This window comes from Paenibacillus sp. B2(2019) (genome assembly GCF_008370385.1).
In the GTDB taxonomy this organism is placed as follows: Bacteria; Bacillota; Bacilli; order Paenibacillales; family Paenibacillaceae; genus Paenibacillus_AQ.
This window is the reverse complement of record NZ_VTZR01000019.1, coordinates 108,732-121,031: the sequence shown is the minus strand read 5'-3', so window position 1 is coordinate 121,031 and position 12,300 is coordinate 108,732. Positions and strand designations below refer to the sequence as shown.

The 12,300-nt window shown below is 43.6% G+C and carries 9 protein-coding genes; 6 read left to right on the top strand and 3 right to left on the bottom strand.

Going from position 1 to position 12,300, the window contains the following annotated elements; translation table 11 throughout:
• Nucleotides 1-68: 68 nt before the first annotated feature.
• Both PAENI_RS16840 and PAENI_RS16835 read right to left on the bottom strand, forming a co-directional pair.
• The gene (locus PAENI_RS16840) at nucleotides 69-995 is read right to left on the bottom strand and encodes a carbohydrate ABC transporter permease (RefSeq protein WP_149646091.1); all 927 of its coding nucleotides are present in this window, start codon (nucleotides 993-995) and stop codon (nucleotides 69-71) included.
• An 11-nt stretch (nucleotides 996-1,006) separates the two neighbouring features.
• Nucleotides 1,007-1,957, bottom strand: a complete 951-nt coding sequence (locus tag PAENI_RS16835) for an ABC transporter permease (RefSeq protein WP_149646090.1) — start codon at nucleotides 1,955-1,957, stop codon at nucleotides 1,007-1,009.
• A 503-nt stretch (nucleotides 1,958-2,460) separates the two neighbouring features.
• On the opposite strand from PAENI_RS16835, the gene PAENI_RS16830 reads away from it, so the two are divergent.
• The 3 genes from PAENI_RS16830 to PAENI_RS16820 are packed head-to-tail and all read left to right on the top strand — an operon-like array spanning nucleotide 2,461 to nucleotide 5,982.
• Nucleotides 2,461-3,408, top strand: coding sequence for an ABC transporter permease (locus PAENI_RS16830; RefSeq protein WP_149646179.1), 948 nt, complete (start codon nucleotides 2,461-2,463; stop codon nucleotides 3,406-3,408).
• A 16-nt stretch (nucleotides 3,409-3,424) separates the two neighbouring features.
• Nucleotides 3,425-4,333 (top strand): carbohydrate ABC transporter permease, encoded by a 909-nt coding sequence (locus PAENI_RS16825; protein ID WP_076286257.1) that lies wholly within the window; start codon nucleotides 3,425-3,427, stop codon nucleotides 4,331-4,333.
• Nucleotides 4,334-4,368: 35 nt separating this feature from the next.
• Nucleotides 4,369-5,982, top strand: a complete 1,614-nt coding sequence (locus tag PAENI_RS16820) for an extracellular solute-binding protein (RefSeq protein WP_149646089.1) — start codon at nucleotides 4,369-4,371, stop codon at nucleotides 5,980-5,982.
• Between the two features lie 76 nt (nucleotides 5,983-6,058).
• Here PAENI_RS16820 and PAENI_RS16815 read toward each other — a convergent pair whose 3' ends face one another.
• A complete protein-coding gene (locus PAENI_RS16815) occupies nucleotides 6,059-8,323 on the bottom strand; it encodes a helix-turn-helix domain-containing protein (protein ID WP_149646088.1) in 2,265 nt (754 codons plus the stop codon).
• Between the two features lie 216 nt (nucleotides 8,324-8,539).
• Here PAENI_RS16815 and PAENI_RS16810 point away from each other — a divergent pair, with 216 nt between their 5' ends.
• From PAENI_RS16810 to PAENI_RS16800, 3 genes are read left to right on the top strand one after another with little or no spacing between them, the layout of a single operon-like run.
• A complete protein-coding gene (locus PAENI_RS16810) occupies nucleotides 8,540-9,928 on the top strand; it encodes an alpha-L-fucosidase (protein WP_149646087.1) in 1,389 nt (462 codons plus the stop codon).
• A 27-nt stretch (nucleotides 9,929-9,955) separates the two neighbouring features.
• Nucleotides 9,956-11,242 carry an alpha-L-fucosidase gene (locus PAENI_RS16805; protein WP_149646086.1) on the top strand — a complete coding sequence of 429 codons (1,287 nt, stop codon included), beginning with the start codon at nucleotides 9,956-9,958 and terminating at the stop codon, nucleotides 11,240-11,242.
• A 29-nt stretch (nucleotides 11,243-11,271) separates the two neighbouring features.
• Nucleotides 11,272-12,297, top strand: a complete 1,026-nt coding sequence (locus tag PAENI_RS16800; protein ID WP_149646178.1) for a carbohydrate-binding family 9-like protein — start codon at nucleotides 11,272-11,274, stop codon at nucleotides 12,295-12,297.
• The last annotated feature ends 3 nt before the right edge of the window (nucleotides 12,298-12,300 follow it).

Here is a 12,300-nt window from a genome sequence, read left to right as displayed (position 1 = left end):
TTAACTCCCCCTATGGATTGGTTGTTTGCTATATCATAAACCAGTATAAATTTGGCTTACTTCGTAATTTAGCCTTTGACTGCGCCGACTGTCAGACCAGAAATGAAATATCTCTGGAAGAATGGATATGCACAAGCAACAGGCAAGATGATGAGGATGGCGACCGCCATACGCGCGGACTCTTTAGGCATTTTCGCGATGAGCTCTGCAGAACTAACGCCCATACTTGAAGCATTTCTGGCAAGTGCATCGGCATTGGTCATTAGATTGTTTAGCAACGCCTGTAACGAGTAGAGATTCGGGTTATCAATATACAACATGGATTGGAACCAGTCGTTCCAATAGCTGAAGCATAGGAACAATCCTATCGTTGCGAGAACAGGTAGCGATATAGGCATTATGATCGAGAAGAAGATCCTAATTTGATTAGCACCATCAATTTCTGCCGATTCGATTACACCATCTGGAATCGTGCTTGTGAAAAAGGTTTTACAAATAATGACGTTAAAGGATGAGACTGCAAGCGGTAAGATCAGAGCCCAGAAACTATCCTTCAGCCCTAGTAAGTTTGCATTGATGAAATAACTGGATACGAGACCACCATTGAAAACCATCGGAATGAATACGATCCAAGTCAGAAAGCTTTTTAACTTGTATGACGGGCGTGAAATAACATAACCCATCGATGTTGTAAGAAGGACGCCAAGTACAGTACCTACTACAGTGACAAGGGTCGAGGTGCCTAGAGCACGTAGAATCATCGTTCCTTGCTTGGCAATAAAACTGTAAGCTTCAAAAGAAAAATCGGCTGGAAAGATACTGTAGCCAACGTCTCGGATATAAGATTCATTGGTTAATGAAATCGATAATACGACGATAACGGGCACAACACAGGCAAGTGCGATGACCAGAAAAATGGAGTTAAATAGGATGTTAATTCCTTTACTTGTTCGATTAAACTTATCAAGCCCGGATTCATAGGTTTTTGTTGCCATGTTCTTACCTCCTAAATCATTGCGCTATCTGGATCAACCTTCTTCACAATCCAGTTGGCGGACAGAATCGTAATACATCCCAAAACGGATTGAACAAATGCAGCAGCAGATGCCATACCGATCGTTGCGCTTTTCAGTTGCTTATAGACGAGGACATCAACGGTCGTGGCCACATTATATAAGGAGTTAGAATCACGCGTGACCTGGAAGAAGAGACCGAAGTCGGTATAGAATATCCGTCCGACCGACAGGATGAACATCATCACGATCACCAGTTTGAGTAAAGGTAGTGTGATGAAGCGAGTCTGTTGCCAAATTGAGGCTCCATCAATGACAGCGGCTTCATAATACGAACTATCGATCGCTGTAATGGTAGCGAGATAGATAATCATGCCATAGCCGATACCTTTCCATATATTTAATAGAACGAGAATGTAAGGCCAATACTCAGGCTGCATGTACCAATTCACGGGATCATGTCCGATGTTACCGAGAAATTGATTCAGGATCCCTTTGTCAAAGCTGAAGAATGCCCAACCGACTGCAGAGATGACGACCCAAGAGAGGAAATAAGGGAGGAACATCATCGTTTGATACACTTTGCTGGCTTTGCGATTATGGAGTAATCCAATCATGATCGCGAACAACACTGGGAGTACGATGCCCGTAATAATAAAAATGATGTTATACCCAATCGTATTGCGGATAATAATCCAGGCATCATTGGATTTAAATAAAAATTCGAAGTTTTTAAAACCGACCCAAGGACTATTTACTACATTGCTAATAAAGCCCCCAGAAATTTTGAACTGCTTGAAAGCGATGATAATGCCGAACATGGGTAAGTAACAGAACAGAATGTACCAAATCGTTGTGGGAATGGCTAATAGTGTTAATTCAAAATCTTGTTTCCTCCAAGTAAAGCGCTTTCTACGCTTCAGTTGTTCAGGTTTTGCGCTCATCTCGTTCACTCCTTCATGTAAGTCATTTGTAAATTCACACGCTCTTGAAACCGCTTTACGCAAGTTCATTGTATAAGAGCAATGCGATTATCATCCAGATAACAAACATGATTTATTAGTCAACAAACGTTAGATTATGTGTGAATTGAGTTGTACTACGCAAAAAAAACACATGTTGTGGAGATTTACATACATTGCCCTGTGTGCAGGTGAGCATGGTAATACAACGAAATGATCAACGAGAAAGCACAAGAATGACATACTGTTATGATGCCCACATAGCGTTGTGACGCGGTTATTCCCGCACTACAACACGTAATTTTTGACAAGCGAGAATGACATATTTACGATTGGGTCAATTGTTTATATTGTAAATGTAAGCGCTAACAACAATGCGATAGATAACAATGCAACAGATAATGATGCTCACTCGATGATCTGGGTGTTCTCATCATTACCTACAAGGAGGGGATGTCGCGATGCATGAAACGGAAAGCGTACACATGCGAACTGTGAATTCAGAACCGAAAGAAAAGCGTAAGGGAAGAAACGAGACATGGAAGAAGATTTGGCAGAATTGGGAGCTTTACATTTTTATCGCACCCGCATTTTTTTACTTCCTCATTTTCAGCTATGGACCGATGTATGGGATTCAGATTGCTTTTAAGAATTACATACCGTCAAAAGGCTATTTTGGCAGTGAGTGGGTAGGCTTTGATCATTTCATTCGATTTTTTAACTCGTATTATTTCTGGGATTTGCTGTGGAACACGCTTAGTATTAGCTTGTATGAATTAGCCATTGGATTCCCAATCCCAATTATTCTGGCGCTTGCGTTTAACGAAGTGAAGGATGGCTTCTTCAAGCGACTTGTTCAGACCGTTACTTATGCTCCTCATTTCATTTCTGTCGTTGTTATGGCGGGGATGATTATTACCTTCTTGTCTCCATCGAACGGAATGATTATTCATGCCATTGAAGGCTTAGGCTTTAGTGCACCGCAGTTTCTGACAAGCCCTGGTTGGTTTAAGACGATGTATGTATTCTCAGGCGTGTGGCAGAGTGCGGGGTGGGGGACGATTATTTATTTGGCGGCACTCTCGGGTGTAGACCCAGGCTTGCATGAAGCGGCAATTATTGACGGAGCCTCTCGCTTCCAGCGTGTTCGCCACATCAATATTCCAACGCTTATACCGACCATGACCATTCTATTAATTCTAAATATGGGTGGCTTGTTAAGTGTAGGTTTTGAGAAAATATTACTTCTGCAAAATTCATTGAATATGTCAAGCTCTGACGTAATTTCAACCTTTGTCTATCGATCTGGTCTTGTCGATGCGCAATATAGCTTCTCAACAGCTGTTGGTTTATTTAACTCCATTGTGAATTGCATCCTGCTTATTACGGTGAATCAAATTGTCCGCCGTACGAGCGAGAACAGTCTATGGTAGAAGGAGGTTGGAATTTATGGTATCAGGTATAAAGCTATCTAAGCGAGATCGAATATTTCTAATTTGCACCTATACGTATGTGACAATTGCATTGTTGTTAGTCGCATATCCCATCTTATATATTATTAGCGCATCCATCAGTGATCCGAAGATGGTTGCTTCCGGTGAAATGTGGCTTCTTCCAAAAGGTATTACCTTTAAGGGGTATGAAATTGTATTTCAGAACTCGAAGATTTGGACGGGGTATGGAAATACGATTTTGTATACATTGCTAGGCACAACGATTAACTTGGTCGTTACGATGCCAGCGGCATATGCACTCAGTCGTAAGGACTTTGTAGGCCGTGGGTTTTTCATGGGGATGTTCATGGTAACGATGTTCATTGGAGGGGGTCTCGTCCCTACATACATGTTGGTAAAAGGGCTAGGCATGGTCAACACGATGTGGGCACTAGTACTTCCTGGCGCAGCGTCAATCTGGAATATTATTGTCTCTCGTACCTTCTTCGCGAACTCCATTCCAGCTGAGCTTCAAGATGCGGCTCAAATCGATGGCGCGACGAATATTCGCTTATTCCTGCGGATTGTTCTCCCGTTATCGATGCCAATTATCGCAGTTATGGCCTTATTCTACGGTGTAGGGCATTGGAACAGCTATTTCGGCGCCATGATCTACTTGAATGATGATGCGAAGTATCCATTGCAGCTTGTGCTTCGTCAGATTCTCGTGCTTCAGGAAATGCAATCTCAAGTAGGTGGCATTATCGATGCGACAGCTGCTGCAGCCCAGAACAACAAGGCAGAAATTGCTTCACTTGTCAAGTATGGGGTCATTATCGTATCTACGCTTCCGATTATTGTTGTCTATCCATTCTTACAACGTTATTTCGTGCAAGGTGTCATGATTGGCTCTGTTAAGGGTTGATCTTAAGATACAAATAACAAAGGGGAGGTTTTTGTATGACGATTTATCGTAAAGCTGGACTCATGTTGTTAGTTCTTTCCATGTCAATGTCTATTCTTACTGCATGTGGATCAAGTAGCGATAAGGGGACAGCAAGCACAGAAGGCTCAGACACAGCCGCAGAGGTTCATAAGACGGGCTTTCCTATCGTGGATAAACCGATTGAGCTATCCATTATGGCACCGGATATAGGACGTCAGGATTGGAACAAGATGCCTGTTATTCAGGAATACGAGAAGATGACGAATATCAAGTTAAAGCTTCAAAACGCCCCACAAGACAGCTTTGAGACGAAAAAGAATTTAGTATTTGCAAGCGGTACGCTTCCCGATATTTTCTATGCGGCGGATCTAAAAGGATCGGATCAAGTTACTTACGGAAGTCAAGGATTGTTGCTGCCTTTAGAAAAATACATTGATGAGGGCTTTGCACCAAATTTGAAAAAAATTCTTGATGCTAATCCGGATATTCGCAAATCAATGACAACACCGGATGGACATATCTATGCATTACGTAATATTCAACCATCTGCAGTATGGTACCGTGGACCGATGTGGTATAACGGCAAGTTCTTGAAGAAATTCGGTATGGAGAACAAATTGCCACAGACAACAGAAGAGCTATACACCTATTTGAAGAAGGTAAAAGAGGAAGATGCGAACGGTAACGGTAAAGATGATGAGATCCCTCTAGCCTCTGTGAAATTAGATGATTTACGGATGTTCTTCTTCGGATTTTGGGGCATGTACAATGAGGATATCTACACAGATAAGGATAATAAAGTACACTTTCCACAAGCTGAACCAGGCTACAAAGAATACTTAACTTTCTTGAATCGCTTGTGGAACGAGAAGTTACTGGATCATGAGACATTCTCACAAACCAATGATCAGAAGGTAGCGAAAGGTAAAAATAATCAAGTGGCCTTATTCTCCGATTATTTCCCATACTTCACGCTTGGTGGTGAACCGAGTGAAGATAACCCGATGATGCAGCCTGTATCTAGTGATATTGCTGGAACACCTGTATATGGCAAGCATCCTGGTATTAATACAATCGGCGGTTTCGCGATTTCAAATACGAATCCGAATCCTGAGGCAAGTATGCGTTGGATTGATTACCAATTTAGCGAAGAAGGGTATTCCTTCTGGACGTATGGACCTGAAGGAACGATGTTCAAATACAAGGATAAAGCAACGGGTGAAAAAGAATGGCTGCCTGTTCCAGATGGCAAGGATCGTGAAGAATACCGCGGTACCATCACGCCAAACTATGGTATTAATACACCAGGCGCATACGAGAACAGCTATGTGCTAGGACTTCGTACTAGCTTTGATGACTGGATTGACAAAGAAACAGCTACAAAGCTTACACCTATTGCGAAAGTTCCCTTCCCATCGGTATTCCTGACGGTAGACCAACAGACCGAAATCAAAACACTCCGTTCCGATTTGGATAAATACGTGAAGGAAATGGAAGCGAAATTCGTTACAGGTGCAGAGCCATTATCCAATTGGGATAAATATATCGCACAAATGAAAAAAATGGGGTATGAGAAGCTCGTATCGACGTACCAACAAGCATACGATACTTGGGCTGCTTCCAAGTAAGTTATTCCATATTGAAAAACTTCCCGGTCATGCTAGGCATGACCGGGAAGTTATGATGACCACTAGAAAGCAAGGATTATACGGTATCATTAGGCTTGTTACTTTGATGAGTGCTATTCATCTGTCGATACTGGCCCGGGGTATAACCGGTTTCCTTTTTGAATTTTCGAATAAAGTTCGGTGTGTCGAGGTAACCGACGCGTTGGATAATATCTTTTAACGGATCACTTGTTATTACGAGCTGCTCCTTGACCTTGTCTAATCGTTTCTGCCAAATATATTGGACGAAGTTGATGCCGACCTTATCCTTGAATGAACGACTGAGATGGGAAGGTGAAATCGTAAACTCAACCGAAACAGAATCAAGGCTAAGTGCATGATCTATATAGTGCTGGTCTATAAATGCAACAATATGATCCATGAGTGAATGTTCTTCTTTTTTATGCGTCTGCTCCACCTGAGTACAAATCTGTGCGGCTAATCGACAGAAATTTTGCTCTATAAGGTTTACGGGACCATTCATGAAATGGGGTGGAGCATGTTGCATCATATTATCGATATGTAGATCAGCGGCAGCTTTGAGCATGGTATTCAGCAGGTCGAATAATACGCATCGCATCAGCAAGGTAGATCGTTGTTTATCTTCAAGGTCTTGAATGGTCGTGTGAATAATCTGTTCAGCGACTTCGTAGTTGCCCTGCTTCAAGCTTTGTGCAAACTTCAATTGTTCGCTATTGGGAAGTAAAACCGTTTGGTCATGGGCACTGGATAGCTTTTCAAAATACACGGTGGTTCCATGCTCGGTCGATTTACGCAATTCAAAGGCGGAGCAAGCCTCGATAAAGGATAGATTGAGCTGCTGAGGGCTCTCGTAGCATTTACCTACACCGATCATCGGGTGGATATCAATCATGCCAAGCGTATAGTCACGGATCGCATCCACGATGTGAACGATCTGTGTAGTATGTGCTTCATCATCGGCGAGCTGCATGCTTACAATGAGTGCGAGCTGATCTAACTGTGGGAGTTCTACACCGTATACTTGTGCAGTAAGCGATGTGAATTCGATGTGCGCAAGCTTGCGATATGCTTCATGTCTCGACTGCAGGTGTTGTTGCTGTTCTAATTCATCCCAGCCCATCACCATGACAAAATGATGACTTTGGTCGAAATGCAGATGAAAGGTTTCGAATATTTCAGGCGTCATCAGTTGAGCATTCCCGTGCTTTAATAGCATGGAGAGAACATGGTTGCGTGCATAGGGTTCTTGTAGATCAACCTTGGAGCTATACTGCTGCAATGTTGTTCGTATATACTCGAGCTCATTTCCGGAGGCCGGTGTATCTGTTTTTTTGTTCGTGAAGCGAACCAGCTCTGCAATCGGAAGATATTGCATCCGAGCGAATAATAGAGCGATGGCTGTTCCTACAATGGCGATCACAATGAATAAAATAATGATGAAGCTCCGAACATTAAGCACGCTGCTGAAAAATTGATTACTCGCCATTAAAGTCACATATGACCAGCCATTGACATCCGATGTGACGGAAATAACCGAATGATCTTCGTTGTTTATCGATAGATTATGTATGCCGGGTGGGAGCTCTGATAACCGTTGGATATCCTGTTGGCTAGCTGTATCTCCATGGCCACTATAGGATAAAACACGTCCATGATTATCAAAAATATACGTTAATCCTCGATAGTTACCGAGGACGGAATCGATCAGATATGCCAACTCTTTCTCTTTAATAAGGTACATGACCGAAGCATAAGGATCTGAGGTGTTGGGAATGATCGGCAGGATATAGGTTAATACAGATTGCTCGAGTGGTGAATTTTGATTCAGCATATTCGTAAGTCGAATCGATGGGAATTTGGACGTGTTTAAAGCAGTCACAAGTTCATCATTCTTCCAGCTTCCAAACTGATAGGAGCTACGAAATACATCCAGGCTATACATGCCATGGTTGGAATAAATATTAGGGTCATGATGATAGTACAGAAATATATCCTCCACAATGGAATTGGAAGATTTGTAGCTATCTAGTGCCGCTATCGCGTCACGGCTCTCATAAGGATCCAGTATGCGATAATGAGCGAGACGATCGTCGTATGACATCCGTGACGCCATATCTCTTAAATCATTCATGCGTCCATCCACCACCGTTTTAATTTGGGTGAGCTGATTAAAGTGAGCGTTTTCAATCTCCTTTTGTAAATTGTCGGTAGCATTTCGGTAAATGAAAACGATTACAAAAATGAGTGGAATAAGAAGGATAAGTAGATACGAACCGGTGAATTTCAGAAACAATTTCGATTTGAAATAGTTATAGTTCAAAGTGTTTTCCCCCTTTTCATGGCATATACATGGAGATGTTACTATCAAGCTATGAATATAGCAAGATACAGATCGGCGCTTGAATGCTTATTTATTTTCCATAATAGGATGTTTATAGCTGATATTTACTTTTATGTCAAATATTTTTCCGGGGAAATCGATCGTACTAAATCAATAGAATCGCAGGCTCAAAAGAGCTGCATGGAGGTTGTGCAAATGAGTGATATCAATGTTGAAGAAGAGCAAATTGTTGTTGAAGGAGTACACAATTACAGCACAGAGGAGGAGTACGTTAAGCCGGAGGATTCGCAGCTATTAGATCAGCTGGAATGGTTCAAGGATCAGAAGCTGGGCTTGATGATGCATTGGGGACCTTATTCGCAGCTTGGACTTGTTGAATCGTGGGCGCTTAGTGATAAGGATGGAGATTGGTCACGAGATGATATTGATTGGGGAGTTGATTCGGCGGAATTGAAGCGGCAATACTTCGGGCTGAATAAAACCTTTAATCCGCTCCGTTTCGAACCTGAGAAGTGGGCAGAGGTTGCGGCAGAGGGTGGCTTTAAATATTTGAACTTTACGACGAAGCATCACGATGGCTTCTGTATGTGGGACACGCAGACAACAGACTATCGCATTACGGGCAAGGATTGTCCTTTCCATGCACATAAGTACGCGGATATTTGTAAGAACGTATTTGATGCTTTTCGGGCCAAGGGACTTGGGATCTCCGCCTACTTCTCCAAAGCCGATTGGCACACACCAACATACTGGGCCCCAGGTATGGAGACGGGGACGTTCATGAATCGAGGTCCTTCGTATCCAACACAAGATTATCCATGGCTATGGGAGCAATTCGTACAGTTCACACATGATCAGATCATGGAATTGATGACGAAATATGGCCGGATTGAAATGCTCTGGTTGGATGCGGGGTGGGTATGTCCACAGAATAAGAATAATCCACAGGATATTCGGTTGGGTGAAGTGGTGGAGAAGGCACGTCAGCAGCAGCCATGGCTGCTAAGTGCAGACCGTACCGTTGGCGGCCCGTATGAGAATGTCGTTACACCTGAACAAACGTTGCCCGAGCATCCCCTGCTTATTCCATGGGAGAGCTGTATTACGATGGGGACAGCGTTCTCTTATCGGTACGAGGATCACTACAAGACGACACGTCAATTAATCCATTTGCTCGTTGAAGTTGTAGCCAAAGGCGGAAACCTGGCACTTAATGTCGCTCCACAACCAGATGGCCGCTTGTCACCAACAGCGTTGGATCGGATGAAAGGAATGGGCGCTTGGCTCAACGTTCATGGGGAGGCGATCTATGGAACGCGCGTATGCGCGCCATACTCTGCTGGAAATACACATTTCACGAAAAAAGGCGATATCACCTATGCCATTCATTTGTACCCGAAAGAGCAGGAAACGGTGAGCAAAGTAATTTGTATTCCACTCGAGCAGGCTGTAACGCAAATGGATCTTGTTGGCGGACAAGAAAATCTAACATTCGAACGATCAACAACGGGATTGATCGTTCATTTACCAGAGAGCGAGCTTACGGGAGTTGCCCCAATTGCACATGTATTTCGCATAAAATAACGAGTTGAACTATGGGAGGAAGAGCAGATGGAACAATGGTTTACGGACGCAAAGCTAGGGATTTTCATTCATTATGGGATTTATGCTGTGCAAGGAGTAGCAGAATCCTGGTCATTTTATAACGGAAGAATGTCGCATGAGGAGTACATGAAGCAGTTGGATGGGTTTACAGCGTCCAAATTCGATGCGAAGCATTGGGCAGATATTATTGCGAGGTCAGGTGCGAAATATGCTGTACTTACAACCAAGCATCATGATGGTGTTGCGTTGTTCGATACGCAGTACAGTGATTTGAGCGTCATGAAGGCGACACCGGCCAAGCGCGATATTGTAAAAGAATGGTCCGCTGCGATCCGTGAACGTGGTCTGCATGTAGGCATGTATTATTCTTTAATTGACTGGTCTCATCCCGACTATCCTTCCGTATTCGAGAATGGTGTCGTACCGGCTGATTTGAGTCAGGTGAATCGTTTCTCAAGTCCGGTAGATGGCATACAGGATGAAGAGACATGGCAGAAATTCCTCACGTTTAACAATAATCAGCTACGTGAAATCATGACGAATTACGGTACTGTCGATTTATTATGGTTCGATGGTGACTGGGAGCGTAGTGCAGAACAGTGGGGGCTGCCAGCATTCAAGGAATATTTGAGATCCTTGTCTCCGAATGTGATTATCAACTCACGCTTGCAAGGGCATGGCGATTATAAGACACCAGAGCAAGGCGTTCCCATTACTCGCCCAGAAGGCGCTTGGGAATTCTGTACGACCATCAATACGTCATGGGGTTATGTGCATACAGACGACAAGTATAAATCCTTAAACCAAATCATTCGTATGTTCTGCGATTGCATCAGTATGGGTGGCAACATGCTGCTAGATATTGGTCCGATGGAGGATGGCACGATTGATCCAAGACAGGAGGACATTCTCCTGGGACTAGGTGACTGGATTCGTGCACACGAGGAGGCAATCTACGATACACAGGATGGAATTATGACACGCTATTATCTGGGTGGGAGTACCTTATCCACGGACAAGAAGACCTTATATTTATTCGTCTACGATACGCCGAAGGAGAATATCTGTCTCAAGGGACTATGCAATCCGATCAAGAAAATTACAGTACTACACTCGGGCAAAGAACTCACTCATGAAATTCATGGCGGTGTACCCTGGTTCGATATTCCGGGAACGACTTGGATTCATATGACACCAGAGGATATGCATGAACAGGTAAGCGTGCTTAAGCTGGAATTTGATGAAGAGGTTAGGATGTACGGTGGCGCTGGCGCAGTTGTTACGCATAACTAAATGCCGAAAGTAAGGAGAGGACAACGATGATGAATCGAAGTGGAGTACCAGAACCGCATGTTGTGACATATGTGCCTAAGCATTATTTATGCAGAAGAGCGACGGAGGCGCTTGTCCTAGATGGGAAGCTGGATAAGCCCTTTTGGCAGCATGCAACATGGACGGATGATTTCGTAGATATTGAAGGGGATCTGCGTCCGTTACCCGCGAAGCAGACACGTGTAAAGATGCTATGGGATGATGAGTATTTTTACTTTGGTGCAGAGCTGATAGAGGATCAGATCTGGGGTACGCTGACAGAACGTGATTCCGTTATTTTCTATGATAATGATTTTGAGATTTTTATCGATCCAACAGGGGCTTCACATCAATATTACGAGTTTGAGATTAACGCTTTGAACACGGTGTGGGACTTACTGCTTGTGAAACCATATCGTGACGGAGGACCTCCGGTCAACGGATGGGATATCCAAGGTTTGAAAACGGCTGTTCATATCGAGGGGGAGTTAAATAACCCGCATGCTGATCAGCGGAAATGGACAATTGAAGTTGCCATGCCATGGCGTAGCTTGAAAGAATGTGCTGCGAATGGACAACCACCTACTGCAGGTGAATTCTGGCGTGTTAATTTCTCGCGTGTTGAATGGCGGACTGAGGTTGTGGACGATCAGTACTGCAAGGTTATAAACCCGGATACCGGAATGCCTTATCCGGAAGACAACTGGGTATGGTCACCTCAGGGAATTATCAATATGCATTATCCAGAGCTATGGGGTTATGTGATGTTCGTAGGTGTTGATGGCCCACAGTCATTCGACATGCCTGCGGATGAACTGGTGAAATGGCAGCTCCGTAAGCTGTATTATCGTGAACGTAATTATTACGAAGCACATGGACACTATGCAGTAACGTTCGAGCTGCTGCGGGGTGAAGATGATTGGAGCATCGAGCCTCATATGGAGATAACGAGTAAATCATTCCATATCTCAGCCTTAACAACCGATGGAACCGCTCGCCTATATATTCGCGAAGACGGCTTATTGTGGAAGGAGTAAACA

Coding starts and splice junctions, on each gene's coding strand:
- PAENI_RS16825 (WP_076286257.1), top strand. CDS start 3,425: ATGGTATCAGGTATAAAGCTATCTAAGCGAGATCGAATATTTCTAATT.
- PAENI_RS16820 (WP_149646089.1), top strand. CDS start 4,369: ATGACGATTTATCGTAAAGCTGGACTCATGTTGTTAGTTCTTTCCATG.
- PAENI_RS16830 (WP_149646179.1), top strand. CDS start 2,461: ATGCGAACTGTGAATTCAGAACCGAAAGAAAAGCGTAAGGGAAGAAAC.
- PAENI_RS16800 (WP_149646178.1), top strand. CDS start 11,272: ATGAATCGAAGTGGAGTACCAGAACCGCATGTTGTGACATATGTGCCT.
- PAENI_RS16840 (WP_149646091.1), bottom strand. CDS start 995: ATGGCAACAAAAACCTATGAATCCGGGCTTGATAAGTTTAATCGAACA.
- PAENI_RS16835 (WP_149646090.1), bottom strand. CDS start 1,957: ATGAGCGCAAAACCTGAACAACTGAAGCGTAGAAAGCGCTTTACTTGG.
- PAENI_RS16805 (WP_149646086.1), top strand. CDS start 9,956: ATGGAACAATGGTTTACGGACGCAAAGCTAGGGATTTTCATTCATTAT.
- PAENI_RS16810 (WP_149646087.1), top strand. CDS start 8,540: ATGAGTGATATCAATGTTGAAGAAGAGCAAATTGTTGTTGAAGGAGTA.